This is a genomic window from Bacillus sp. MN7755 (assembly GCF_054771475.1).
The window spans coordinates 427008-452423 of sequence record NZ_BTRL01000008.1; the positions used below are offsets into that span (position 1 = coordinate 427008).

Annotated in this window: 27 protein-coding genes, 3 riboswitches and 1 other annotated feature; of the genes, 24 read left to right on the forward strand and 3 right to left on the reverse strand. The window is 36.1% G+C overall.

What is annotated here, in order from left to right:
* The first annotated feature begins 3 nt into the window (after positions 1-3).
* The 10 genes from hisD (at position 4) to ACYVEC_RS09360 (ending at position 6972) form a co-directional block, all read left to right on the forward strand.
* Positions 4-1293, forward strand: coding sequence for a histidinol dehydrogenase (gene hisD, locus ACYVEC_RS09315; RefSeq protein WP_063224459.1), 1290 nt, complete (start codon positions 4-6; stop codon positions 1291-1293).
* On the forward strand, positions 1293-1877 hold the full coding sequence (gene hisB / locus ACYVEC_RS09320) for an imidazoleglycerol-phosphate dehydratase HisB (protein WP_072180376.1): 585 nt from the start codon (positions 1293-1295) through the stop codon (positions 1875-1877). The genes hisD and hisB overlap by 1 nt, the downstream gene beginning before the upstream one ends.
* Positions 1878-2507, forward strand: coding sequence for an imidazole glycerol phosphate synthase subunit HisH (gene hisH / locus ACYVEC_RS09325; RefSeq protein ID WP_063224457.1), 630 nt, complete (start codon positions 1878-1880; stop codon positions 2505-2507). It begins immediately after the preceding gene.
* Positions 2480-3199, forward strand: a complete 720-nt coding sequence (gene hisA / locus ACYVEC_RS09330; protein ID WP_063224456.1) for a 1-(5-phosphoribosyl)-5-[(5-phosphoribosylamino)methylideneamino]imidazole-4-carboxamide isomerase — start codon at positions 2480-2482, stop codon at positions 3197-3199. The genes hisH and hisA overlap by 28 nt, the downstream gene beginning before the upstream one ends.
* Entirely contained in the window at positions 3193-3951 is a 759-nt protein-coding gene (hisF, locus tag ACYVEC_RS09335; RefSeq protein WP_063224455.1) for an imidazoleglycerol phosphate synthase cyclase subunit, read from the forward strand. The genes hisA and hisF overlap by 7 nt, the downstream gene beginning before the upstream one ends.
* Complete coding sequence (gene hisI / locus ACYVEC_RS09340) at positions 3948-4253, forward strand: phosphoribosyl-AMP cyclohydrolase (RefSeq protein WP_063224454.1); 306 nt, start codon at positions 3948-3950, stop codon at positions 4251-4253. The genes hisF and hisI overlap by 4 nt, the downstream gene beginning before the upstream one ends.
* Before the next feature lie 10 nt (positions 4254-4263).
* Complete coding sequence (hisE, locus tag ACYVEC_RS09345) at positions 4264-4587, forward strand: phosphoribosyl-ATP diphosphatase (RefSeq protein ID WP_063224453.1); 324 nt, start codon at positions 4264-4266, stop codon at positions 4585-4587.
* Between the two features lie 13 nt (positions 4588-4600).
* Positions 4601-5620 (forward strand): histidinol phosphate phosphatase domain-containing protein, encoded by a 1020-nt coding sequence (locus ACYVEC_RS09350; protein WP_063224452.1) that lies wholly within the window; start codon positions 4601-4603, stop codon positions 5618-5620.
* A gap of 68 nt (positions 5621-5688) precedes the next feature.
* A complete protein-coding gene (locus ACYVEC_RS09355; RefSeq protein WP_060630111.1) occupies positions 5689-5856 on the forward strand; it encodes a DUF4025 domain-containing protein in 168 nt (55 codons plus the stop codon).
* A gap of 144 nt (positions 5857-6000) precedes the next feature.
* Positions 6001-6972, forward strand: coding sequence for an NAD(P)-dependent oxidoreductase (locus tag ACYVEC_RS09360; RefSeq protein ID WP_063224450.1), 972 nt, complete (start codon positions 6001-6003; stop codon positions 6970-6972).
* A 30-nt stretch (positions 6973-7002) separates the two neighbouring features.
* On the opposite strand, the gene pssA is transcribed toward ACYVEC_RS09360, so the two are convergent.
* On the reverse strand, positions 7003-7704 hold the full coding sequence (gene pssA / locus ACYVEC_RS09365) for a CDP-diacylglycerol--serine O-phosphatidyltransferase (RefSeq protein ID WP_000285422.1): 702 nt from the start codon (positions 7702-7704) through the stop codon (positions 7003-7005).
* 181 nt (positions 7705-7885) lie between these two features.
* Positions 7886-9772 carry an LTA synthase family protein gene (locus tag ACYVEC_RS09370; protein ID WP_063224449.1) on the reverse strand — a complete coding sequence of 629 codons (1887 nt, stop codon included), beginning with the start codon at positions 9770-9772 and terminating at the stop codon, positions 7886-7888.
* 254 nt (positions 9773-10026) lie between these two features.
* Between ACYVEC_RS09370 and ACYVEC_RS09375 the strand changes: the two genes are divergently transcribed.
* From ACYVEC_RS09375 to ACYVEC_RS09430, 12 genes are all read left to right on the forward strand, one after another.
* Positions 10027-10422: a DUF3888 domain-containing protein gene (locus ACYVEC_RS09375; RefSeq protein WP_063224448.1), complete on the forward strand. Its 396-nt coding sequence runs from the start codon at positions 10027-10029 to the stop codon at positions 10420-10422.
* A gap of 89 nt (positions 10423-10511) precedes the next feature.
* Positions 10512-10693, forward strand: a riboswitch (Lysine riboswitch).
* A 180-nt stretch (positions 10694-10873) separates the two neighbouring features.
* Positions 10874-12190, forward strand: coding sequence for a diaminopimelate decarboxylase (lysA, locus tag ACYVEC_RS09380; protein WP_063224447.1), 1317 nt, complete (start codon positions 10874-10876; stop codon positions 12188-12190).
* Between the two features lie 116 nt (positions 12191-12306).
* A riboswitch (SAM riboswitch) is annotated at positions 12307-12415 on the forward strand.
* A gap of 72 nt (positions 12416-12487) precedes the next feature.
* Positions 12488-12631, forward strand: a complete 144-nt coding sequence (locus ACYVEC_RS09385) for a YezD family protein (RefSeq protein WP_063224446.1) — start codon at positions 12488-12490, stop codon at positions 12629-12631.
* A gap of 87 nt (positions 12632-12718) precedes the next feature.
* Complete coding sequence (locus tag ACYVEC_RS09390) at positions 12719-13423, forward strand: phosphoadenylyl-sulfate reductase (protein WP_063224445.1); 705 nt, start codon at positions 12719-12721, stop codon at positions 13421-13423.
* A gap of 38 nt (positions 13424-13461) precedes the next feature.
* A complete protein-coding gene (gene sat / locus ACYVEC_RS09395; protein ID WP_063224444.1) occupies positions 13462-14598 on the forward strand; it encodes a sulfate adenylyltransferase in 1137 nt (378 codons plus the stop codon).
* Positions 14599-14610: 12 nt separating this feature from the next.
* Entirely contained in the window at positions 14611-15222 is a 612-nt protein-coding gene (cysC, locus tag ACYVEC_RS09400; protein WP_063224443.1) for an adenylyl-sulfate kinase, read from the forward strand.
* 145 nt (positions 15223-15367) lie between these two features.
* Complete coding sequence (locus tag ACYVEC_RS09405) at positions 15368-16990, forward strand: nitrite/sulfite reductase (RefSeq protein WP_063224442.1); 1623 nt, start codon at positions 15368-15370, stop codon at positions 16988-16990.
* 10 nt (positions 16991-17000) lie between these two features.
* Positions 17001-17201, forward strand: a complete 201-nt coding sequence (locus tag ACYVEC_RS09410; RefSeq protein ID WP_000366912.1) for a DUF3906 family protein — start codon at positions 17001-17003, stop codon at positions 17199-17201.
* Between the two features lie 86 nt (positions 17202-17287).
* A complete protein-coding gene (gene cobA / locus ACYVEC_RS09415) occupies positions 17288-18064 on the forward strand; it encodes a uroporphyrinogen-III C-methyltransferase (RefSeq protein WP_063224441.1) in 777 nt (258 codons plus the stop codon).
* A 1-nt stretch (position 18065) separates the two neighbouring features.
* A complete protein-coding gene (locus ACYVEC_RS09420) occupies positions 18066-18821 on the forward strand; it encodes a sirohydrochlorin chelatase (protein ID WP_275718739.1) in 756 nt (251 codons plus the stop codon).
* Positions 18796-19413 carry an NAD(P)-binding protein gene (locus ACYVEC_RS09425; RefSeq protein ID WP_063224439.1) on the forward strand — a complete coding sequence of 206 codons (618 nt, stop codon included), beginning with the start codon at positions 18796-18798 and terminating at the stop codon, positions 19411-19413. The genes ACYVEC_RS09420 and ACYVEC_RS09425 overlap by 26 nt, the downstream gene beginning before the upstream one ends.
* A gap of 61 nt (positions 19414-19474) precedes the next feature.
* Positions 19475-19723, forward strand: a binding site (T-box leader).
* 111 nt (positions 19724-19834) lie between these two features.
* Positions 19835-21190: a sodium-dependent transporter gene (locus ACYVEC_RS09430; RefSeq protein WP_063224438.1), complete on the forward strand. Its 1356-nt coding sequence runs from the start codon at positions 19835-19837 to the stop codon at positions 21188-21190.
* A gap of 295 nt (positions 21191-21485) precedes the next feature.
* Here ACYVEC_RS09430 and ACYVEC_RS09435 read toward each other — a convergent pair whose 3' ends face one another.
* Positions 21486-22757 (reverse strand): murein hydrolase activator EnvC family protein, encoded by a 1272-nt coding sequence (locus ACYVEC_RS09435; RefSeq protein WP_098555521.1) that lies wholly within the window; start codon positions 22755-22757, stop codon positions 21486-21488.
* A 494-nt stretch (positions 22758-23251) separates the two neighbouring features.
* On the opposite strand from ACYVEC_RS09435, the gene gltP reads away from it, so the two are divergent.
* Positions 23252-24526: a glutamate/aspartate:proton symporter GltP gene (gene gltP, locus ACYVEC_RS09440; protein ID WP_063224436.1), complete on the forward strand. Its 1275-nt coding sequence runs from the start codon at positions 23252-23254 to the stop codon at positions 24524-24526.
* A gap of 66 nt (positions 24527-24592) precedes the next feature.
* Positions 24593-25111, forward strand: a complete 519-nt coding sequence (locus ACYVEC_RS09445) for a ribonuclease FAU-1 family protein (protein WP_063224435.1) — start codon at positions 24593-24595, stop codon at positions 25109-25111.
* A gap of 119 nt (positions 25112-25230) precedes the next feature.
* Positions 25231-25336, forward strand: a riboswitch (SAM riboswitch).
* Positions 25337-25416: the final 80 nt, after the last annotated feature.

Sequence of the window (25416 nt, forward strand, 5' to 3'; positions counted from 1 at the left end):
GTAATGGAGATAGTTTGTGAAGATTTTCAAAAGGCGTTATCGAAAATAAAATTGCTACGAGAAAACGCTAATATAATAGAAGAAACTGTTCAAAGAAGTGTAAGCGAAATCGTTCAAAATGTAAGGGGAAGTAAGGATGAGGCCCTATCTTTTTATACAAAAAAATTTGATGGTGTAAAGATTAAAGAGTTTCGTGTAAGTGAAGAAGAAATAAAACAAGCGAGTATGTTTGTAGAGAATTCATTTTTAGAAGCGTTGCAAGAGGCGAAGAAAAACATTATTTCATATCATGAAAAGCAAAAAAGGCAATCCATATTCGATTGCGCGAGTAAAGGCATCATTAGAGGACAAATCATTCGGCCGTTAGAAAATGTAGGGGTATATGTGCCGGGCGGAACTGCTTCGTATCCTTCGTCAGTATTAATGAATGTATTGCCAGCAAAACTAGCTGGTGTGAAAAAGATTGTAATGGTAACACCCCCGAGAGATGGAGGAATTGATCCACATGTTTTAGTTGCTGCAAGCCTTGCAGGAGTTGATGAAATTTATACGATAGGTGGTGCGCAAGCAATTGCTGCTTTAGCATACGGGACGGAATCGATTCCGAAAGTGGATAAAATAGTTGGACCGGGAAATTTGTACGTCGCTCTGGCGAAACGAGAAGTATACGGAATAGTAAATATTGATATGATTGCTGGACCCTCAGAAATTGTAGTTATCGCTGATGAAACCGGCAATGCAAAATATATTGCTGCTGATTTATTATCACAAGCAGAACATGACGAGAGAGCAACAGCAATCTGTATTACAACGAATATAGAGTTAGCAAAAGAAGTAGAAAAAGAGATAGAAAGACAGTTAGAAACATTACCAAGAAGTGAAATCGCCCGTGAATCGATAAATAGAAATGGAGCTATTTTTATCGTTCCTTCTTTAGATGAGGCACTAAAGTTATCGAATGAAATTGCCCCGGAACATTTAGAGTTACATATAAAAGAACCGATAAATGCTCTAGCCTATGTGAAACATGCAGGATCTATCTTTCTTGGACCATATGCCCCGGAACCACTCGGTGATTATTTAGCGGGACCGAATCACGTATTACCGACAAGTGGAACGGCAAGGTTTTTCTCACCATTATCAGTTGATGATTTCTTGAAAAAATCAAGCTTTCTATCTTATACGGAGGAAGCGTTAAGAGATGTACAACATCATATTGTAGAACTTGCCAATAAAGAAGGGTTACATGCGCATGCGAGAGCAATTCAAATAAGATTTGAGGAGGAAGAATAATGCGTGAGTCCAGTCAAATACGTGAGACGACAGAGACAAAAATAAAATTAAGTTTGCAACTTGATGAAGGCAAGAACGTTTCTGTACAAACGGGAGTTGGATTTTTTGATCATATGCTAACTTTATTTGCAAGGCATGGAAGATTTGGTTTGCAAGTGGAAGCGGAAGGTGATGTATTCGTTGATGCACATCATACAGTTGAAGATGTTGGAATTGTACTCGGAAATTGTTTGAAAGAAGCGTTGCAAAATAAAGAGGGGATTAACAGGTACGGCTCAGCATATGTACCGATGGATGAATCTTTAGGTTTTGTCGCAATTGATATTAGCGGGCGCTCATATATTGTATTTCAAGGAGAATTAACGAATCCGAAGCTAGGGGATTTTGATACAGAACTAACAGAAGAATTTTTTAGAGCAGTCGCTCATGCTGCCAATATTACATTACATGCTCGCATTTTATACGGAAGCAATACACATCACAAAATTGAAGCGTTATTTAAAGCATTTGGTAGAGCGCTTAGAGAAGCGGTCGAAAGAAATGCCAACATTACTGGTGTAAATTCAACGAAAGGGATGTTGTAATTGATTGCCATTATAGATTATGGAATGGGAAATATTCGTAGTGTAGAACAAGCATTAAAATATATTGGAGCAGCGTACATCGTAACGAGTGATAAAGAAGAGATTTTTAGAAGTGATGGAGTGATTTTACCAGGAGTAGGTGCATTTCCAAAAGCGATGGATGTATTGGAAGAAAAAGATTTAGTGCGTGTGTTAAAAGAAGTTGGGAGTTCAGGAAAACCACTTCTAGGTATTTGCTTAGGAATGCAGCTTTTATTTGAAAAAAGTGAGGAACTACAAGATTGTAACGGATTGAATTTATTACCAGGTATCATTCGGAAATTAAAAGTTCCTTATAAAATTCCACATATGGGATGGAATGAGTTAAAGAAAGAGGGAGAAATAGAGCTTTGGAATGGAGTAGAGGACGGTTCTTTCGTATATTATGTCCACTCTTATTATGCAGATTGTTCGAATGAAATTGTGTATGGAATAAGTGATTATGGAGTGAAAGTACCTGGTTTTGTAGCAAAAGGAAATATATATGGCGCACAGTTTCATCCTGAAAAAAGTGGTGACATTGGAATGCAAATGTTGAAAAATTTCAAAGGAGTGGTAGAATCATGGAAATCTTCCCAGCTATCGATTTAAAAGAGGGACGATGCGTTAGACTTTATCAAGGAGAGTTTAGTAAAGAAACAGTAATGAATGAAGATCCGGTTGCACAAGCGATTATATTTGAAAAATTTGGAGCGAAAACACTACACATTGTTGATTTAGATGGTGCAATTGCTGGCGAGTCGTTAAACTTGTCCGTCATTGAAAAAATTTGCAAGGCAGTACGTATTCCTGTACAAGTTGGAGGAGGAATTCGATCACTTGTAGCGGTAGAGAAGTTATTTTCAGTAGGGATAGATAAAGTGATTTTAGGAACAGCTGCTCTTTATGATAAGGCATTTTTAGAAGAAGCAGTTCGTCTATATAAAGAAAAAATCATTGTTGGAATTGATGCGAAAAATGGTTTCGTAGCAACGAGAGGCTGGCTCGATGTGTCTGAAATTTCTTATATTTATTTAGCGAAGCAAATGGAGAATGTAGGTGTTCAAACGATTGTGTTTACGGACATTTCGAAAGACGGGACACTTGCAGGGCCGAATTTTGAGCAATTAGAGTTACTACAAAAAAGCGTAGGTCTGCGTCTCATTGCTTCTGGAGGAGTGGCATCTATTCAAGATGTGAAGAAATTAAATGATATGAATATATACGGCGTCATAATTGGTAAGGCACTTTACGAGAAAACGATTGATTTAGAAGAAGTGTTACAGGTAACAAAGTTATGTTAGCAAAACGCATTATTCCATGTCTAGATGTGAAAGAAGGGCGAGTCGTAAAGGGTGTAAATTTTATAGGATTACAAGACGTCGGTGATCCTGTTGAAATAGCTGCCTTATATAATGATGCGGGAGCAGATGAAATTGTATTTTTAGATATTACGGCAACGCATGAAGGTCGAAAAACGATTATAGACGTTGTAGAAAAAACAGCTTCAAAAGTATTTATTCCTCTTACAGTTGGAGGAGGGATTTCAAGTGTGAAAGATATGTACAAATTACTAAGAGCTGGAGCAGATAAAGTATCAATCAACTCAGCGGCAGTGCGAAATCCAAAGCTAATCGAAGAAGGGGCAGAACACTTTGGCTCACAATGTATTGTCGTAGCAATTGATGCTAGAAAAGTAGCAGAAGATAAGTGGAATGTATATGTGAACGGCGGGAGAGTTGATACGGGAATGGATGCTATCGAATGGGCGAAGCGCGTCGTTATGCTCGGGGCAGGTGAAATTCTATTAACGAGTATGGATGCAGATGGAACGAAAAATGGATATGACCTTCGTTTAACGGAAGAAATTTCAAAAAGCGTTTCCGTACCAGTCATCGCGTCAGGTGGATGTGGTCATGCTGATCACATTATAGAAGTCTTTCAAAAGACAACAGTCGACGCAGCACTAGCGGCATCGATCTTTCATTATGGTGAGGCGACAGTGCAGGACGTAAAGAGAAAGTTAAAAAATGCAAATGTTGAGGTGCGGTTATGAAACCTAACTTTTCAAAAGGATTAATACCGGTAGTTGTCATCGAAGAGGATACGAAAGAAGTTTTAATGCTAGCTTATATGAATGAAGAAGCGTATGAAAAGACGCTAGAAACGAAAAGAACATGGTTTTATTCCCGCTCGAGACAATCTTTGTGGAATAAAGGAGAAACATCAGGAAATGTCCAATATGTGCAATCTCTTTATTTAGATTGTGATCAAGATTCAATCGTTGTTGTCGTAAAGCAAGTAGGACCTGCTTGTCATACGGGAGAAAAAACATGTTTTCACTACAAAATTATATAGGGGGATACATATGGGAAATGCCTTTAAATTACTATTTGAAACAATTGAAGAACGAAAGGAAAATCCACTTCCTGAATCATATACAAATTACTTGTTTTCAAAAGGAGAAGATAAAATTTTAAAGAAAATTGGTGAGGAATGTTCTGAAGTAATCATCGCATCTAAAAATAATGACAAAGAAGAGTTAGTGAAAGAAATGGTTGATGTATTGTATCACTGCTTCGTTTTATTAGCTGAAAAAAATATATCATTAGAAGATATCATGGAGGAAGTGATAGAAAGAAATGGAAAGCTTTCGAAAGTAGGGGACAGAAGAGAAATAGATACTTTATAAGGGGGAAATGTAGATGAAGGTGGATTATCACATTCATTTAGAAGAAGGGCCATATTCAATAGGGTGGCTAGCTAAAATAAATGAAGCACTACAACATTATGAACCACTTAAAGAAGAAAAACATTCTATGGAATGGCTTGTGAAAACACAAGAACGCCTGCAAAGACGTGTGAAGGAAGGGCCATTTACAACGAAATGGATTGATTTATATTTAGAAGAAGCTTTGCGAAAAGGTATAAAAGAAGTTGGTATCGTCGATCATTTATACCGTTTTTATGAAGCGAAAGAATACTATGAAAGATATGTCGATATTAGTGATTCTAAGCTTGGACGTTTGCAGAAGGAATGGTTAGACCAAGTAAGGGTAGCGTCACTACATGATTTTACAAAAGCAATTGAAGAAGCGAAAGAACGATGGAGTAAAAGAGGGGTTACGCTTAAACTTGGAATTGAAGCGGATTATTTTATTGGTGGTGAACAAGAATTACAATCTTTACTGGCATTAGGAGACTTTGATTATGTAATTGGTTCTGTTCATTTTTTAAATGGATGGGGATTTGATAATCCAGACACGAAAGAATATTTTGAGCAACATGACTTATGTGCTTTATATGATACGTTTTTCAAAACTGTAGAGAGTGCGGTTCGCTCTGAGTTATTTGATATTATAGCTCATCTTGATAACATAAAAGTATTTAATTATCGGTTAGATGAGAATGAACAACTTTCTTATTATAAGGAAATTGCGCGTACATTAGTAGAAACAAATACGGCAACGGAAATAAATGCGGGATTGTACTATCGCTATCCTGTGCGAGAAATGTGCCCGAGTCCGCTGTATTTACAAGTATTAGCTAAGCATGGTGTTCCGATTACTCTCTCCTCGGATGCTCATTATCCGAATGATTTAGGGAAATATGTGGAAGAGAATATAAATACATTACGTAATCATGATATTTCTCACTTAGCTACATTTACGAAAAGAGTAAGAACGATGAGATTACTGGAAGAAGTAGTAACAATTTCAAAATGAACTACGATTTTTTGATGAAAACCCTCCTTTTTGTTCAAAATAAGAAAGAATAAAAAGGAGGGAAAGAAATGGCGAAACAACAAAATAAACAAAATGTACAAGGTGCACAGCAACAATCGTATACTTCTGAAACAACGAATACTGCTCAGTCAGTTATTGAGGAGCAAATTAGCGATACAGTTGCAGAAGGAACGATTGATGTGAAGCTCGGAAAAGCATCGCAGGAAAAAGCGTAAGAAGAGGGGAGAGTTACATCTCCTCTTTTTTCATGGAAAAGTGTCGATTTTCAAAACTATAATCAAATTCCTTGGTTTTTATATGTGGATTTCTTACAATGAAATATAAGAGATATCTTATTTTCTATAGAAGAGGTGTTAGTAGTGGCAAAAATATTAGTAGCAGGGAAAATTCCAGCAATCGGATTAGACTTATTAAAAGATCATGATGTAGAAATGTATGATAAAGAGGCGCTAATTTCTTTAGATGAATTAACAGAGCGTGTAAAAGATAAAGATGCATTATTAAGCCTACTTTCTACAAAGGTGACAAAAGAAGTGATTGATGCGGCACCTAATTTGAAGATTGTTGCAAACTACGGTGCTGGTTACGATAATATTGATTACTCGTATGCCGGAGGAAAAGGGATTGCGGTAACGAATACACCGAAAGTATCAACTGAAGCGACAGCAGAATTAACATTTGCACTTCTTTTAGCAGCTGCACGTAGAATTCCTGAAGGTGATACGCTATGTCGTACAACTGGATTTAACGGATGGGCTCCATTATTTTTCTTAGGCCGCGAAGTACATGGTAAAACAATTGGAATTATTGGCCTTGGAGAAATCGGAAAGGCAGTTGCAAAGCGTGCGAAAGCGTTCGGAATGAATGTTTTATATACAGGACCAAATCGAAAACCTGCAGCTGAAAGTGAACTGGAAGCAACATATGTAACATTGGAAGAATTGTTACAAACGGCAGACTTTATTACAATTAACTGTGCGTATAATCCGAAATTGCATCATATGATTGATGAAAAGCAGTTTAAAATGATGAAGAAAACAGCGTACATTGTAAATGCCTCACGTGGACCAATTATGAATGAAGCGGCACTTGCTCAAGCATTAAAAACGAATGAAATTGAAGGGGCAGCTCTTGACGTGTTTGAATTTGAACCGAAAATTACAGAAGAGCTAAAAGAATTAAAGAATGTAGTACTTGCTCCTCACGTAGGAAATGCAACATTTGAAACGCGCGATGCGATGGCTGAAATGGCAGTAAGAAATATTTTAGCCGTATTAAACGGTGAAGAGCCTGTAACACCTGTAAATCAAAAAGTATTGGTTACAAAATAAAAAGAAACCTTCCGGAATCGGAAGGTTTTTTTATTTTTCTTTATTTGCTCTTTTAGATGGTCTTTGTCTAAGAAATTGAGATAGCATATACAAAATATATAGTGGAATAGCGATGAATAAGAAAACAGAAAAATTACCGAACCCTGTTTGGTACATTGTAATAATGATTCCAACTAAAAATAGTGTAATAATGATGCTATATCGTGGAATTGGTACATCTTTTAAACTTGGGATACGAATGCGGCTTACCATTAAAAATGCGAACGTTACAAATACTGTAATAAGAACGATTTTTGGAATGGTATGTGAAAATAATGTTAAGAAAGCAACAAGCCCACCCGCTGCTGTAATCGGTACCCCAGTGAAATATTTCATTGAAGTAGAAGATGGTGTTACATTAAATCGTGCTAAACGATATGCCCCGAAAAGAGGGAATAATCCCGCTATGTATAGACCGATGATTCCGTAGTTGGAGAAAGATGTGTAATACATTAAAACAGCAGGTGCTGCACCAAATGTTACGACATCTGCAAGTGAGTCGAGCTCTTTTCCCATTTGTGAATCAACACGTAATAAACGAGCAACACGCCCATCAAGACTATCTAACATCATCCCGATAAGTACTAAAATAGCAGCTGATTTATAATATCCTAAAGATGCATAGCCGATTGACAAGAATCCACTATATAAATTTCCGAGCGTAAATAAGTTTGGAATAGCTGCTCTATACAAAATCTGATCCCTTGCTTTCTGTAATAAATTCTTAATTAGTGTATGAAAGTTTACTTATTTTATCATACCATAAATTTCTTCCTCATACGAAAGAAATTCCCAATTTGTGAAAGATTTCATAGAAGAATGATTTGAAAAATAAGTAAAAAAAAAAGCAACTTTTATAAAGTTGCTTCTTGTATTATTCAAATCTCGTTGTCATCGTTCCGGTTTTATACCGATTGTTAGGATCGAAACGTAATAAATCTCCATAAATGAGTTTGTCGGAGAGTTTCAATTCAGTTTTTGCTTTTTCAATATTTGGTTGACATAATGAAATGTCCGCCTCTTCACCTGTATTTCGTTTATAGCACATGTTTTTTGTATAAACATAATCTTTTGAAACGAAGCTACCATCACGCATTACCATAAGTGGGTCTTCTTCTTTAATAAATAAGTCAGTTCCAAATTCAACTGATTGATTTGTTTTAATACCAAGTAAATGAAGTAGCGTTGGTTTAATATCAATTTGACCAGATACTTTAGAAATGACTTTTCCTTCTTGACCAGGTACATGAATAATGAGAGGGACGCGTTGTAGTTGCATAGAATCAAACGGTGTAATAGCGTCTTTCCCAAGGAATTGAGCCATAGCTGCGTTATGATTTTCAGAAATACCGTAATGGTCTCCATAAATGATAATAACTGAATTATCATACAGTCCATCTTCTTTTAATTGTTTAATAAACAGTTTAAGAGCTTCATCCGTGTAACGAACAGTTGGGAAGTAACGGTTTACAACACCACTTTCTGAATTAAACTCATCAACATATTGATCTTCTGGATTTAGAAGAAATGGAAAATGGTTTGTTAAAGTAATGAATTTTGTATAGAACGGTTGTGGTAAAGATTTTAGTTGTGGAATAGATTGTTCAAAGAACTCTTTATCTTTTAACCCCCAACCGACAGACATTTGTTCTGTGCCTACGTAATCATTTAAATTAAAGTAACGATCATATCCAAGTGCAGGATACATTACATCACGATTCCAAAACGTTTTATCGTTTGAATGGAAGACAGCAGAAGAATATCCGTATTTCTTTAATTGTTCTGGTGTAGCTGTATATTCATTTGTTGCATGAGTAAAGAATACAGAACCGCGGTCTAACGGATAAAGTGAATTTTCAACGATAAATTCAGCATCAGAAGTTTTACCTTGTCCTGTTTGATGATAGAAGTTATCGAAATAAAAACTATCTTTAATAAATTCATTTAAAAATGGAGTAATTTCTTTTCCATTTATTTTTTTATTAATAACAAAACTTTGTGTAGATTCCATTGAAATCAAAATTACATTTTTACCTTTGGCAGCCCCAAATAAGTTCTTATCAACTTGTTTATCTTTTGAGTCTGTATAGTTTTTAATTTCGGAGAACCCGTCCCCACTTGCAAATACACGTTCAGCTGAAGATTTCGATTGAAGTGTAATATCGAATAGATGATATGTGTATAAACCTAAATTTTTCACGACAGTTTGACGGTCAAATGAGCGTGAGAACATTTGTGGTTTATAAATAACGGAAACAACAACCTGTAGTGCTAATAGAGCTGTTACACCGCTAAAGAAAGTTCGCTTCTCAGAGCGAGAAAGCGGCGTCTTGTCGCAAAATGCCGGGAATTTACGCGAAAGAAACATTAAAATAATCGCATCTGCAAATAAAAGTAATGTTTTATACGTAAAGAGTTCTTTTATACTTGTCCCTAAATCAGCCATATTATTTGTTTGGAATAATACTGGGAACGTAACGAAATCGTTATAAAACCCATAGAACATTGCATTTCCGAATAAAATGAATGATAGTATAAAACTGATTCCAATTATAATGCGGTTTCGGTGCTTAGATGCAAATAAAGCAAAACCGAAAAATAAAAGTAACGCAGCCAGTGGATTAATAAAAAGCATAAACTCTTCAAAGAAATTATCAATTTTAATATCAAATGCTAGCTTGTACACAATATATGTTTTTATCCATAATAAAACGACTGCAACGAGTGCAAATCGCAGTTTTGGAAACAGACGTTGTAGCATAATATACTCCTCTCTTAAAAAGCATGACAGTTCTTGTGAGCCGGTTTGAGTGGCGCCTCATTTTATATATACGAACAGTCCTTTGTTATTATGTTTATTATACTATGAGTATCATTATACGAAAATAAAAGAGAGTTGTGGGCTTTTTTATAATAATTGAGTAGAAAAAGGGCAGTGGGAGACAATAAAACGGAGTTTCTATGTATGATAATTATCGTGCGTAGAAAGAATCGTGTAACAATACGGAGGTTATAATGCGAAAATTATTATATTGTATAGTATGCAGTAGTGTTATACTTTTTGCTTCACCGAGTGTGTTGGTAGCCCAATATGATGCACCTCTTATGGAAGATGCCCTTTATTCTGTTTTATTTCCAAAAATAAATAAAGCAATTGAAAAACAATATGGGAGCTTGAAGCCGTATCAATGTCCAAAAATTATTAGTTTAAAAAAAGTGTATAGCGGTACATATTTATTTCAAGCGGCTATTGAAGTAACGAAGTATGAACGAGTCGCTGGAAAAATTGCTCCACCATTTGAGAAGGTAACGATTACATTTAATAACGACGAAGGCGAATGGGAAGTGACAAAGATTTTAGTAAAGCGCTTACCGAATGATACGAAACTAAACTGTAAAAAAACAATATAAAAAATTGTTTGACAAATAAAATGGTCCTTTGGTATTGTTAATAGCAACAATTAGATGTTTGAAAATTAAATAGACTTACCTCATCTACTCTCAAAGGTAGAGGCCGCGATAGGAAAGAGTAAGCTATGGGAGATTTAATGGAATCTGTGATCATAGGTTGAAAGGGACTATTGCCGAAATATAAGAATAACCATCTTATTCATATATTGGGACTGCATTGAATAAATGTAGTACTGTCATAAGATTTATTTTATGGAGAGCTATTTGGAGATGTTGATGCGGTTTCTTATTTTGAGGAGATAACAACTCGTTTATTTTTTCAATATATATTTTTCCTAATAAGAAACGCGTGTGAACATTGTTCCGCGCGTTTTTTGTCTATCTAAAAGCGTGCTGCAATGAATAGAAGATTGGGGTTATGAGTTTTAGAGGAAATAAGGGAGGAATTCAAATGTATTTACACGGCACAAGCCGAATCAATGGGCAAGGACACTTAGAAATTGGAGGGTGCGATACGACGCAGCTAGCAAAACAATACGGAACACCGCTTTATGTATACGATGAAGAGTCAATTCGAGGAAAGTGCCGCGCGTTTCATCGTGCTTTTAAAGAAAGTGGGTTCTCTTATCAAGTAGCATATGCAAGCAAGGCGTTCTTGTGCATGGAGATGTGCCGAGTAGCTCGTGAAGAGAATATGTCATTAGACGTTGTTTCTGGAGGGGAATTATATACTGCGCTTCAAGCAGGATTTCCGGCATCGCGTATTCATTTTCACGGCAATAATAAAACAGAAGAAGAGATCGTGATGGCTCTTCAGGCGAATATTGGTTGTTTTGTCGTAGATAATTTCTTGGAATTAGAAATTTTGCATGATTTAGCAGTGCAACACGGGAAATTTGTGAACATATTAATCCGTGTAACGCCTGGAGTAGAGGCACACACACATGAATATATTACAACAGGTCAAGATGATTCGAAATTTGGATTTGGCGTTTCAAATGGTCAAGCGATGCAAGCCATTGAACTTGCTTTACAAAAATCAAATTATAATGTGTTAGGAATTCATTCACATATCGGATCGCAAATATTTGAAACGGCTGGATTTGTTCGAGCGATTGAAGTTCTTCATCAATTTTTAGAAGAAGTGAGAGAGCGAACGAACTATGTAGTAAAAGTGCTAAATGTGGGCGGAGGATTCGGAATACGCTACACAGAGTCAGATACACCATTAACTCTTGAGACATATGTGCGAGCTGTAACAAGTGCAGTGAGAGAACAATTTACAGTATATAATTATCCATTGCCAGAAATATGGGTTGAGCCAGGCCGTAGTATTGTAGGTGATGCTGGAACGACAATTTATACAGTCGGATCTGTGAAAGACATTCCTGGTATTCGGAAATATGTATCAGTGGATGGTGGGATGACTGATAATTTAAGACCAGCTTTATATAACGCTCGTTATGAAGCTATGTTAGCAAATCGAGGGAATGATGAGAATGAGGAAATCGTTTCGATTGCTGGGAAGTGCTGTGAGAGTGGAGATATGTTGATTTGGGATATTACTCTACCGAAAGTTGCTTCTGCCGATTTATTAGCAGTTTCTTGTACGGGAGCATATGGGTACTCAATGGCAAATAATTATAACCGTATTCGAAGACCAGCCGTCGTCTTTGCAAAAGGTGGAACATCTCAAATTGTTGTAGAGCGCGAAACATATGAAAATATTATTGGGAACGATCGCATACGTATTAAAGAACTTGTTTAAATGGGGAAAAGGAGTTGTTCGGATGGGCAATTCCTTTTTTATAAAATAAAATAATTAAAATATATCGGAAAACTAGGATTGAAAAAAATCAGAATTATGATAAAATACAAATACAAAGCTTATCAAGAGAAGCGGAGGGAACTGGCCCGACGAAGCTCGGCAACCTGCTTATAGAAAGCAAGGTGCTAAATCCAGCAAAATGGAATCCATTTTGAAAGATAAGGTAAAATATATTACCGAACAGTCTTTTCGAAATGGGAAAGATTTTTTTTATGAATAAAAAGGGGGGCTGTTCGCGTGAGTGTACGGGAACATTATGAGGAAGTATCTGAGAAAATTCAAGCGATGCTTGCTGATATGAAATATGGTTCAATTACAATTGTTGTGCAAGATGGAAAAGTCATTCAATTAGAAAAAAGTGAAAAAGTACGTTTAAAGTAAAAAAGCGCTGACTAGAAAAACTAGAGGCGGTTTTAACCTATTTTATTAGGTTAAAACCGTCTTTTTGCTTTTACAGGGGGAAAAAACATGTTGACGTATGAAACGTGGGAAGAAAATGCTGTTTCATTTTCAGAAGAAGATGAAACGAAAGGCGCGCTGTCAGTATTAAGTTGGGCTTATAAAGAGTATAAAGATGAAATTGTATACGCATGTAGCTTTGGAGTGGAAAGTATGGTATTACTGCATCTTATAAACCAAGTAAATCCATCTGCTAAAGTTGTATTTTTGGATACAAACGTACATTTTCAAGAAACGTATGAATTAATTCAAAAAGTGCGGGAACGATTTCCTTCATTGAATATTATAGAAAAACAGCCAAAACTTACACTTGATGAACAAGCAAAATTGCATGGTGATAGGCTGTGGGAAAACAATCCCAATCTTTGTTGTAAGATTAGAAAAATTTTACCTTTAGAAGAATCATTGGCAAATGAAAAAGCGTGGATATCAGGATTGAGAAGGGAACAATCAGAAAACCGTAAGCATACAAGGTTTATAAATCACGATCATCGCTTTCAATCTATTAAAGTTTGTCCGCTCATTCATTGGACGTGGAAAGAGGTATGGCGATATGTATACAAACATAGCTTGCCGTATAACCCATTGCATGATATTGGATATCCAAGTATTGGGTGTGAGAAGTGTACGCTGCCTGTAGGAGAGGGTGGCGATTCGAGAGATGGTAGATGGGCTGGGAAAGTGAAAACAGAATGTGGCCTTCATTACCAATAAGATGAATTTGAAAATAAAGCTAAGAGAGGGTATAGAAAATGAGTACAGTAAACGAATTAATAAATCGAATAGACGAGACATACGACGTATCACAAATTGAAAAAGAAATTCAACTAGATAACATTGCGTTAAGTGATTTAGAGCTATTAGCGACAGGGGGATATAGCCCGCTTACTGGTTTTTTAGGAAAGAAAGATTATGATTCGGTTGTAGAAACGCTTCGTTTAGCAAATGGGAGCGTTTGGAGTATACCAATTACATTACCAGTTATAGAAGAAGTTGCAGAGACTCTAAAAGCTGGAGAGGAAGTAAAACTTGTTAACGGTGGAAATGTATATGGTGTTATTCAAATAGAAGATGTTTTTGTGCCTGATAAGGAAAAAGAAGCGTTATTAGTGTATAAAACGACGGATGAGGCTCATCCTGGAGTGAAAAAATTATACGAAAGACCTAACGTTTACGTTGGAGGAGCTATTATTCTTACAAAACGTTTTGAAAATAATCCGTTTCCTTCTTATCATTTAGATCCAATTGAAACGAGGGAAGAATTTAAAAAACGTGGTTGGAAAACGATAGTTGGATTCCAAACGAGAAATCCGGTACATCGTGCCCATGAATATATTCAAAAATCTGCTCTTGAAATTGTAGATGGCCTCTTTTTAAATCCGCTCGTTGGAGAAACGAAGTCGGACGATATTCCTGCTGATGTAAGAATGGAAAGCTACGAAGTATTACTTCAAAACTATTATCCGAAAGATCGTGTCTTTTTAAGTGTATTTCCTGCAGCAATGCGTTACGCAGGACCGAGGGAAGCGATATTTCATGCATTAGTCAGAAAGAATTTTGGATGCACCCACTTTATTGTAGGACGTGATCATGCAGGGGTAGGAGATTATTACGGTACTTATGAAGCGCAAGAAATTTTTACAAAATTTACAGTGGAAGAGTTAGGGATTACACCGTTATTTTTTGAACATAGTTTTTACTGTGCGAAATGTGAAGCGATGGCTTCGACGAAAACATGCCCGCACGGGAAAGAGGATCATGTTATTTTATCGGGTACGAAAGTAAGAGAATTATTAAGAAACGGTGAAGTTCCGCCAAGTACATTTAGTCGTAAAGAAGTAGTGGAAGTACTAATTAAAGGTTTGAAAAAAGAAGTAGTAACAGAATAGGGAGAGAATGAGATGGACACGAATATTACTTGGCATACAGCTTCTGTTTCAAAAGATGAGAGAAGAGTGAAGAATGGGCATCATAGTTTTGTAATTTGGTTTACTGGTTTATCAGCTTCGGGTAAATCTACAGTAGCGAACGCGGTTGCTCGTAAACTATTTGAAAAGAATATTGGAAACTATGTACTTGATGGAGATAATATACGCCACGGTTTAAATAAAGACTTAGGTTTTTCTGAAAGTGATCGTATGGAAAATATAAGACGGATTGGCGAAGTGGCGAAGCTATTTGTAGATCAAGGTACTGTTGTTCTTACAGCGTTTATTTCACCGTTTCGAGTAGACCGAAAACAAGTAAGAGATCTATTAGCTGCCGATGAGTTTATAGAAGTATTTGTAAAATGTCCAATTGAAGAGTGTGAGAAACGTGATCCGAAAGGGCTTTATAAAAAAGCAAGAAAAGGTGATATTAAAGAGTTTACAGGTATCGATTCACCGTATGAGGAACCAGAGAAAGCGGAATTAATCGTAGAAACGCACAAGTATTCTATTGAAGAATGTGCAGAACAAATCGTGAAGTACTTACAAGAGCGTGGTTTTACCCCGCTATTTACCGGGCAGTAAAACTCCCATCTCAAAATTTGGCTAGGGCAAAGAAGTTAGGTGGGAGATGAACTGCCCGTAAATGCCCGATTGGTTCAACTAATAATCAGTGGAGGATGAACACTCCCCACTGATTAAAGTTTCACTTTATATAGGGGGATAAAAAATGAGTTATGAAAAAGTATGGGCTAACAATGAAAAATTAAATCAAACTGAGAAAAATAAATTAAAAAAAGATGGATTGGAAATCTTTAATGATATTCCTTACTATGCAGAGAATGGCTTCGAATCTATTCCGAAAGAAGAATGGGACGCATTCAAATGGGCAGGGTTGTATTTACAAAGACCGAAAGAAGCTGGTTATTTTATGATGCGTGTAAATATTCCTTCAGGGGTTATTACGAATGCACAGGCAGAAGTGCTTGCTTCTATCGCTGAGGATTATGGGCGCGACGTAATAGATATTACGACAAGACAAGCGATTCAGTTTCATTGGTTGGAAATTGGGCACATTCCAGATATTTTTAAAAGGTTAGCAAGAGTTGGGTTATCTTCAGCTGGGGCGTGTGGTGATATAACGCGTAATATTACAGGGAATCCACTTGCTGGCATTGATGCAAATGAACTGTTTGATACAACTGGTATTGTGAAAGAGGTATATGACTATTTCCAACATAATGAAGAGTTTTCTAACTTACCACGTAAATTTAAAATGTCTATTAGTTCTAACATTTATAACTCAGCTAACGCAGAGATTAACTGTGTTGCATTTACACCTGCTACGAAAGAAATAGATGGTGTGAAAAAAGTTGGTTTTCATATAAAAGTAGGCGGTGGATTATCAGCTCGTCCGTATTTAGCTGATGAATTAGATGTATTCGTTTTACCAGAAGAAGTGAAGGCAGTAGCGATTGGGATTGCTACGATATTCCGTGATTTTGGATACCGTGAAAAACGTCATTTGGCTCGTTTGAAATTTCTTGTTGCAGACTGGGGAGCAGAGAAGTTTAAAGAGAAACTAATAGAGTATACAGGACCATTGCAAAGTAAAGGAGAAAGTGCAGTCAAAGGCTGGAATGCAGGATACTTTTATGGTGTTCAAAATCAAAAACAAGAGGGATTAAAATATGTAGGTTTTAATGTGCCGGTAGGACGCCTACATGCAGAAGAAATGTTTGAAATTGCAAGAATTGCTAAACAGTATGGGAATGGACAAATTCGTACATGTAATTCGCAAAACTTCATTATTCCGAATGTTCCGCCAGAGAATGTAACTGGTTTGCTAAATGAACCGTTGTTTGAAGCAATATCAGCAAGTCCAAAATCGTTTATTGGTCATGCGGTTTCTTGTACTGGTATTGAATATTGTAATCTTGCTTTAGTAGAAACGAAAGAAAGATTGCGAAAAATTGCCGAATACTTAGATACACAAATTGCACTCGATGTTCCGGTTCGTATTCATATGGTAGGATGCCCGAATTCGTGTGGTCAACGTCAAATCGCTGACATAGGATTGCAAGGTGTGAAAATGAAAACGAAGGAAAAAGGAATCGTTGAAGCATTTGAAATATATGTAGGTGGAACGTTGTTAGATGGCGGTGCTTATAATCAAAAGTTAAAAGGAAAAATAGATGGCGAGGATCTACCTGATGTACTCGCATCATTTATAAGTTATTTCAAAGAAAATAAATTACCAGCTGAAACATTTTATGATTTTGTGGGCCGTGTGGGTGTAGAGACATTACAAATAGCGTTAAATAACGTGTTAGAAGAAGTAATAGCGTCTTAGGAGGGGCAATATGGATTTATATCGATTTGAAGCTGTATTAGTAAATAGTATTGTGCCAATTGTTGTTGTTGCTGAAAGTGAAGAACAGGCATTTAAGATGGCGGAGATTGAACTTGAAAAACATTTTTTACCGTTACCAGAGGTAAAGGAGATTGCTTTATTTGAAAAAAAGAAAATTCGAAAAAGCGCAGCCTTTGTTATTCACGAGTAAGGAACATTGAAATATGAAGAAATGAAAACTTCCATTCATATATAAGGATGGAAGTTTCACTTTAATAGTAGAAATGAGGAGAGATGATGGGAAAAGTATATATCGTTGGAGCGGGCCCTGGTGATCCAGATTTAATTACTGTAAAAGGATTGAAGTGTATTGAGAAGGCAGATGTTATTTTATACGACCGTCTCGTGAATAAAGAGTTGCTATCATACGCAAAGCCTGAAGCGGATTTGATTTATTGCGGGAAACTCCCGAATTATCACACGATGAAGCAAGAGACAATTAATACGTTTCTTATTAAATATGCGAAAAAAGGAAAAGTTGTAACGAGGCTTAAGGGCGGTGATCCATTTATATTTGGTAGAGGAGGAGAAGAGGCGGAAGCGCTAGCAAAGCAAGGTGTACCATTTGAAGTTGTCCCAGGTATTTCAGCTGGAATAGCTGCACCTGCATATGCTGGTATTCCGGTGACGCATCGTGATGCAAGTGCGAGTTTTGCTATTGTGACAGGGCATAGGAAAGAAGATGCTGAAGAGGAAGTGAAGTGGGAAAATTTAGCGAAAGGTATAGAGACTTTAGCTGTATATATGGGGGTTAGCAATTTACCCTACATATGTGAACAACTGATGAAGCATGGAAAAGATAAAAGGACGCCTGCTGCTATTATTGAGCGTGGAACGACATCTATGCAGCGCACAGTTGTAGGGACGTTAGGAACAATTGTAGATGTTGCGAAAAAAGAACAAATTCAAAATCCGAGCATGATTGTAATTGGAGAAGTCGTCCGTTTTAGAGAAAAAATCCATTGGTTTGAGAAACAGACAGAAAGTACGTATCAAGTAAGTGGAGTGTTATAAAATGAAAGCCGTCTTATATATATGTCATGGAAGTCGCTTGAAAGCAGCTAAAGAAGAAGCGGTTGCATTTATTACGTCATGCATGAACCGTGTAGAGGCAAGTATTCAAGAAGTTTGTTTTTTAGAGTTAGCGAGTCCAACTATTGATGAAGGATTCCGTACATGTGTGAAGCGTGGTGCTACAGAGGTTATTGTTATTCCAGTTTTTTTATTAGCGGCAGGTCATGTGAAAACAGATATCCCGTTTGAATTGGAGAAGTTAACTAATCAATTTTCGAATGTTAAAGTGACCTATGGTAATCCGTTTGGTGTATCAGAAACACTTGTTAAATCGGTGTATAGCGGAAGTGGCATTGAACAGGAAGATAAGAATGAAGTGACGTTACTTCTCGTTGCAAGAGGGAGTAGTGATCCTGAAGTATTAAGAGATATAAACTGGATCGCTTCTTTATTTCAAACGGAAGAGAAGATTAAAAAAGTAGAAGTTTGTTATTTAGCGGCTGCAGAGCCAAAATTTGAGGAGAAGTTAAAGGAAGTTGTAGAACGAAAAGAAAAGAACATCGTTGTGCTGCCTTATTTATTATTTACAGGTTTACTTATGAAACATCTTGAAAAAGAAGTGCGCCAATATGAGTTGGATGAGATAAAAATAAGTCCGTATTTAGGAAAGAATGAAGCGTTTCAGTACATGTTAATTCAGAAAACGAAGAAATTATTGAAGGGAGATCAATATGTATCCACTTACAGTGCGAGTTGAGAAGAAACGTGTTGTTGTCATTGGTGGAGGGAAAGTCGCGGGATTTAAAATTATTCCTTTACTAAAACAAGGTGCAGATATAGTTGTGATAAGTCCTGAATTGGATGCGAATTTAGTGAAACTTGTAGAAGAAAAGAAAATTCGTTGGTATCAAAGGGAGTATGAAAAAAGTGATATTAAAGACGCTTTTTTAGTTGTTGCAGCGAGTAGTGATGCTGTATTAAATGAACAAATTGCTGAAGATAGCGCAGAGAATCAATTAGTAAATGTTATTACGAACCCGGAAAGTGGTAATGTTCATTTTCCGGCAGCGATTCATCGTGGGTTACTGAATGTGGCTGTTTCTACCGGAGGGGCAAGTCCGAAACTTGCAAAAAAAATTCGTGATGATATCGCAAATAAATATGATGAGGCGTATGAAGCGTATCTTGATTTTTTATACGAAGTTAGAGTAAAAGTGAAAGCATTACAAATAGAGAAAAGGCAGAGAAATATATTGTTGCAAGAGGTATTAAAGTCGATATATGTTCAAAATGAACAAAAAAGAGAATTGTTTTTACAAGAATTAGAGAGAAGAGTTTATATAGGATAATGAATAAATTGTACTTTACAACTATAAAAATATAATTTATAATCACAAGTAACTTCAATAGATGAAATCGATGAGCAAGAAGAGTATGTATATTTGATACGTTCAGAGAGCTGGGGTAAGGTGTGAGCCCGGTACGATAAAATATACAGAATGGGCTTGCGAGAGGTATGTTGAACATTGTAGTAGGCAACCCGGGTTCCGCCGTTAAAAGGATAGAGTATCGGAGTTTTTCCTGTACTTGAACAAGTGGGATTTATCAATCCAATTGAGGTGGTACCACGGTATTAACATTACATATATCGTCCTCTACATGCATATTTGCGTGTAGGGGACTTTTTTATTTTCTAAAGGAGGTGTGCGAGTATGAAATGAAAGTGTATAATTAACAAAAGTTTAAATATTCAGAAAAGGAGAAATTATGATGAAAGAAACACAGCAATGGACGTCGAAAATAGGCTTTGTACTCGCAGCAGCCGGAGCCGCAGTAGGTCTTGGTGCAATATGGAAATTTCCATATGTTGCAGGTAATGGCGGGGGAGGCGCATTCTTCCTTGTATTTTTACTATTAACTTTATTTATAGGTATGCCGCTTCTTTTAGCTGAATTTGTTATTGGACGTAGTACGCAAAAAGAGGCAGTTACAGCTTATAAAGTACTCGTACCAAATAGTAAATTGTATCCTTGGATTGGTCGTATGGGAGTTGTAACTTGTTTTAGTGTACTCTCTTTCTATAGTGTTGTAGGTGGATGGATTTTACTGTACTTATACTATAGTGTTACAGGAAGCTTCTGGAATGGTGTTGTTGATTATGGGAAATTGTTTGGTGAAACGATTTCAAATCCAGCAAGTGCGATTGGAGCGCAATTTCTCTTTATGCTTTGCACTATTTTTGTTGTAAGTAAAGGTGTAGAAAAAGGGATAGAAAAAGCAAGTAAGTATATGATGCCGTTATTATTTATTTTATTTATTGCGATCATTGTTCGTGCATTAACACTTGATGGTGCTTTTGCAGGAGTAGAGTTCTTCTTGAAACCTGATTTTTCAAAGCTTACAGCAGATACGATTTTATATGCGATGGGACAATCTTTCTTCTCGCTAACAGTAGGTGCCTCGGTAATGGTAACGTATAGTTCGTATTTGAAGAAAGAAGAACATTTAGCTAAATCAGCAACATCTATTGTAAGTTTAACTGTTTTTATTACAGTACTTGCAGGATTAGCGATTTTCCCAGCGATTTTCGCATTAGGCGTTAAGCCGACTGAAGGACCAGGATTACTGTTTATCGTCCTTCCAGCAGTATTTGCGAAAATACCATTTGGACAATTTTTCTTCATTATGTTTTTAGTTTTATTCTTCTTTGCAACGTTAACATCTGCGATTTCCATGCTTGAAATTGTAGTAGCATCTGTTGCGAAAGATAATGAGAAAAAGCGTCCGTCAGCATCATTATTAATCGGTATTCTTATTTTTGCAGTTGGAATCCCGTCAGCGTTATCGTTTGGCGTTATGAGTGATGTGAAAATATTTGGGAAAACATTCTTTGACTTAGTCGATTTCTCAGTAAGTAACGTATTGCTGCCGCTAGGAGTACTAGCTATTTCGTTATTTGTACCAAATAAAATGAGTAAAGAAATGTTAATGAAAGAATTAGAAGTTACGGAAACGAAAGGGAAAACATTATTTAATATTTGGTTCTTCTTGCTTCGTTATGTTATTCCAGTAACTGTAATTATTGTATTTTTAAATGCGATAGGCGTATTTAAAATGTTTGCATAATAAAAAGACGGAGTTTTCTCCGTCTTTTTATTATGCTGTAGGTGTATTTAATAAGCGATTATATGCTTTATAAGCTGTGATGACTGCGAGGAATGATCCGATTAAAAATAATGCTGAATCGCCAAATGTAAATAGCCGGCCAATGTAAGTTTCTCTAGCTTCTTCTATTTTTTTGCTGTAATTGTGTATTCATATGATTCACCCCGTAAAATATAGGCATTTAGTTGTAGTCTATGTGGAAAGTCTATAGTGTGTGAAGTGGAAATAAAAAACTCGGTATGCACCGAGTTTTTTTCTATAATCCGATATAAGGAGATGGATCAACTGCGTTTGTCTTGCCGACATTCCATTCTCCAAGGTGAAGTTCGAAGTGTAAATGCTGTCCGTATGATTGACCAGTGTTCCCCATAAATCCAAGTTGAGTTCCTTGTTTTACAGTTTGTCCATTTGATACAGAACGGCTACTCATATGAGCATATACTGTTGTGTATGTTTTTCCGTTAATACGGTGAGATAAGTATACAACATTTCCATAACTAGATGATAATTCTGAGCGAATAACAACGCCATCAGCAGCGGCAATAATCGGAACGGTTCCTGAAGCTGCGATATCGATTCCTTTATGGTTATCTATAGAACGCACGCCAAACCCAGAAGTTTTTGATCCAGCTGCTGGCTTAATAAAGCCGCCAATATTTGTATCGTGTGGTGTTGGAGCTGCTTGAGCTTTTTGAGCAGATGTAGTAGCTTGTTTACGAGCTTCTTCTGCCTTGCGGGCTTCCTCAGCTTTGCGAGCCTCTTCGGCACGTTTTTCCTCTTCAATTGCTTTTTGAACAGCTTGACGCTGATTTTCTAAAATACCTTTAGATTCTTCTAATCCTTCAATCTCTGAATCTACTTTTGCTACTTTCGTATGTAGATCGTTAATAAAGGTTTGCTGCTGTTGCTGATTCGTTTGCAACTCTTGTTGTTTTTGAGCTAATTTCTGTTCAGATTCTTTTAGCTGTTGCTCTTTTTTCTCAACAGCCTCTTTTTCTTTCGTCACAGCATTTTGGTCAGTTGTTTGTTTTTTCACAATATCGGTATCGTTGTTTAAAATTAAACTTACAGAGTACATATTATCAACAAGATCAGCAATGTTTGTAGAAGTTGTTAATACCTCTGTAATGATATTTGTACGAGGTTTTTCTTGCATAGATTGCAAACGTTGCTTAATAACTTCCTGACGTGTATCTATGTTTGTTTGTAATTGCTCTATATGTTTCTTTTTTTCAGCGATTACTTGTTGTGTTTTATTAATTTCTTTTTTTGTATCGTTTAATTCAGCCTCGTTTTTATTAATAGAAGTAGTTAAATCGTCGATTTTCTTTTGTAATTCTTGAATTTCCTTTTCTATTTGTTCTCTCTCGGCTGATTTATTTTGTAAGTCATTTTGTTTTCCTTCTAATTCAGATTGAATATTAGATAATTTATCTTGATTCGTTTCAGCGTATGCGGGTGAAAGTAACGGAGAAACAAAAATTGTTCCTGCTGCTAAAACGCTGAACGCTGCAAATTTCTTTTTCATGGTTGTCTGGCTCCTTTCCCTATGAATGTTATATATCATAAGAAGAAGAGTGTCTATCGTTGTAACCATAATGTAAAGAAAATTTTATAAAATTGCTAAGTTTTGTCGGAATTTATCATCTTTCAACGATAAATTTCATGTTAGGTGCATTTTTGAAATTTGTGTAATAAGGATGTATTTTTAAGTTATTTTGTAAAATAAAGGGAAAAATAGATTTGTTTTATGTAGTGAAATATTAGATAGAAACCCAATAAAACACTAGTAAGGGATCGTTCTCATGTGAGGTTTTCTGACATGGGTTTTGTTTTTGTCAAGAAAATTATTTGCATTCGAGCAAAGTTATTTTGTTGTCAGATTTAAAATTTTGATTTATGATTTTTAACAGGGACAAAATGTAGTGAATTGTCGAATAATATGTAATACTCTTAATTTCAAGTTTTATAAATATAGAATGAGAGATAGAGTGACACATCGAAGAGGGGGTTACAACAAATATGAAAAGAATAGGACTTGCATGGCAAATTTTAATTGGACTTGCCCTAGGTATCGCGGTGGGGGCAATTTTTTATGGCGATAGCACAGTTGTAGGATACCTAAAACCAATTGGTGATATTTTTATCCGATTAATTAAAATGATCGTTGTGCCGATTGTTGTAGCAAGTATTGTTGTTGGAGTTGCTGGTGTTGGCGATGTTAAAAAACTAGGCCGATTAGGCGGGAAAACAATTCTTTATTTTGAAATCATTACAACACTTGCAATTGTTATTGGTCTATTAATAGCGAATATTTTCCAACCAGGAAAAGGCGTGAATATGGATCAATTAACAAAGACTGATATTTCTAAATATGCAGAAACAACAGCTCAAGTACAAAGTCATTCGTTTGCAGATACATTTGTGAATATCGTTCCAACGAATATTATGAAATCATTGGTTGAGGGCGATATGCTTGCGATTATCTTCTTCTCTGTACTATTTGGTTTAGGAGTTGCGGCGATTGGTGAAAGAGGAAGACCGGTTCTTCAATTTTTCCAAGGTGTAGCAGATGCGATGTTCTACGTGACTAACCAAGTTATGAAATTTGCACCGTTTGGTGTATTCGCATTAATTGGTGTAACAGTTTCGACGTTTGGTTTATCTTCATTAATTCCATTAGGGAAATTAGTCATAGTTGTATATGGGGCAATGATCTTCTTCGTTGTAGTTGTCTTAGGACTTACAGCGAAAATATTTGGAATTAACATTTTCCAATTCTTTAAGATTTTGAAAGACGAACTGATCTTAGCATACTCTACAGCAAGTTCAGAAACAGTTTTACCGAAAATCATGGAGAAAATGGAGAAGTTCGGTTGTCCGAAAGCAATTACATCTTTCGTTATTCCGACAGGTTATTCATTTAACTTAGATGGATCAACTTTATATCAAGCAATTGCAGCAATTTTCTTAGCGCAAATGTACGGTATTGAATTATCCATTACACAACAAATTACATTATTACTTGTATTAATGGTTACATCAAAAGGTATCGCAGGTGTACCGGGCGTATCATTCGTTGTATTATTAGCAACACTTGGTACAGTAGGTATTCCAGCTGAAGGTTTAGCCTTCATCGCTGGTATTGACCGTATTTTAGATATGGCTCGTACAGCAGTTAACGTTGTAGGAAACTCTTTAGCAGCTGTAGTTATGTCTAAGTGGGAAGGTCAATATGACGCTGAAAAAGGACAAGCTTATTTGAAAGAGATTTCTGAAAAAGGTCAAGCAGCTTAATTATAGTTTGAACAAGCTCTCACATAATATGTGGGGGCTTTTCTATATAGAAGGGGAGCGGACGTAATGAAACGTAAATATGGTGACGGTTCTTCGTGGAAGCGACTGATAGAGAAGAATTATACGGTTAAGCAAGTGGAAGAAGGAATGCTAGGAATATTAGAAATAAAAAAGGTAAGAGAACCTAGTTGTAAAGAATATGATGGTAAAGAACTTTGTATCGCAGGGAATCAATATACGTGGATTCAATATTTCATAGACGGGAAAAACTTTGCGATTACAGCTATGTTAGATGATCAGAAAAAATTAGTGCAATATTATATCGATGTGGCGAAAGAATATAAAATTGACAACCGTGGTTTACCATATTTTGATGATTTATATTTAGATATAGTGTTATTACCGAACGGTAAAATGTATGTATTGGATGAAGATGAGCTAGAGGATGCTTATAAAAGTGGCGATGTTACAAAAGAAGAGTATGAGTTAGCTTGGTGCACTACAAAATGGATAAAAGCTGCTATAAAAAATAGTGAATTTTATTGGATTTCAATATTGGAAGAAGAAATCAAAAAGTTAAAATGATTGTTGTATTCAAATTTCTGCATAATTACCAAAAAAATCTATACAAAAAATAATTGACTTTTGTTTTGTAAGCGAGTAAAGTTAGGGAAGAAATTATTATTAAAAATAAATATGAAACCTTCTTATAAAGAGAGGCGGAGGGACTGGCCCTACGATGCCTCGGCAGCGGACTCGATTTCAGAGTGCTGTGCCAAATCCAGCAAGCATGTGCTTGAAAGATGAGAAGAGTGTTTCTTATAGATGTATAAGACCTCTTCTCATTGGAAGAGGTCTTTTGTTATTCATTAGAAAAAGGTTGAAACTAG

Coding starts and splice junctions, on each gene's coding strand:
- hisD (WP_063224459.1), top strand. CDS start 4: ATGGAGATAGTTTGTGAAGATTTTCAAAAGGCGTTATCGAAAATAAAA.
- hisB (WP_072180376.1), top strand. CDS start 1,293: ATGCGTGAGTCCAGTCAAATACGTGAGACGACAGAGACAAAAATAAAA.
- hisA (WP_063224456.1), top strand. CDS start 2,480: ATGGAAATCTTCCCAGCTATCGATTTAAAAGAGGGACGATGCGTTAGA.
- hisF (WP_063224455.1), top strand. CDS start 3,193: ATGTTAGCAAAACGCATTATTCCATGTCTAGATGTGAAAGAAGGGCGA.
- hisI (WP_063224454.1), top strand. CDS start 3,948: ATGAAACCTAACTTTTCAAAAGGATTAATACCGGTAGTTGTCATCGAA.
- hisE (WP_063224453.1), top strand. CDS start 4,264: ATGGGAAATGCCTTTAAATTACTATTTGAAACAATTGAAGAACGAAAG.
- ACYVEC_RS09350 (WP_063224452.1), top strand. CDS start 4,601: ATGAAGGTGGATTATCACATTCATTTAGAAGAAGGGCCATATTCAATA.
- ACYVEC_RS09355 (WP_060630111.1), top strand. CDS start 5,689: ATGGCGAAACAACAAAATAAACAAAATGTACAAGGTGCACAGCAACAA.
- ACYVEC_RS09370 (WP_063224449.1), bottom strand. CDS start 9,772: ATGCTACAACGTCTGTTTCCAAAACTGCGATTTGCACTCGTTGCAGTC.
- ACYVEC_RS09375 (WP_063224448.1), top strand. CDS start 10,027: ATGCGAAAATTATTATATTGTATAGTATGCAGTAGTGTTATACTTTTT.
- lysA (WP_063224447.1), top strand. CDS start 10,874: ATGTATTTACACGGCACAAGCCGAATCAATGGGCAAGGACACTTAGAA.
- ACYVEC_RS09390 (WP_063224445.1), top strand. CDS start 12,719: ATGTTGACGTATGAAACGTGGGAAGAAAATGCTGTTTCATTTTCAGAA.
- sat (WP_063224444.1), top strand. CDS start 13,462: ATGAGTACAGTAAACGAATTAATAAATCGAATAGACGAGACATACGAC.
- cysC (WP_063224443.1), top strand. CDS start 14,611: ATGGACACGAATATTACTTGGCATACAGCTTCTGTTTCAAAAGATGAG.
- ACYVEC_RS09405 (WP_063224442.1), top strand. CDS start 15,368: ATGAGTTATGAAAAAGTATGGGCTAACAATGAAAAATTAAATCAAACT.
- ACYVEC_RS09410 (WP_000366912.1), top strand. CDS start 17,001: ATGGATTTATATCGATTTGAAGCTGTATTAGTAAATAGTATTGTGCCA.
- cobA (WP_063224441.1), top strand. CDS start 17,288: ATGGGAAAAGTATATATCGTTGGAGCGGGCCCTGGTGATCCAGATTTA.
- ACYVEC_RS09420 (WP_275718739.1), top strand. CDS start 18,066: ATGAAAGCCGTCTTATATATATGTCATGGAAGTCGCTTGAAAGCAGCT.
- ACYVEC_RS09425 (WP_063224439.1), top strand. CDS start 18,796: ATGTATCCACTTACAGTGCGAGTTGAGAAGAAACGTGTTGTTGTCATT.
- ACYVEC_RS09430 (WP_063224438.1), top strand. CDS start 19,835: ATGAAAGAAACACAGCAATGGACGTCGAAAATAGGCTTTGTACTCGCA.
- ACYVEC_RS09435 (WP_098555521.1), bottom strand. CDS start 22,757: ATGAAAAAGAAATTTGCAGCGTTCAGCGTTTTAGCAGCAGGAACAATT.
- gltP (WP_063224436.1), top strand. CDS start 23,252: ATGAAAAGAATAGGACTTGCATGGCAAATTTTAATTGGACTTGCCCTA.
- ACYVEC_RS09445 (WP_063224435.1), top strand. CDS start 24,593: ATGAAACGTAAATATGGTGACGGTTCTTCGTGGAAGCGACTGATAGAG.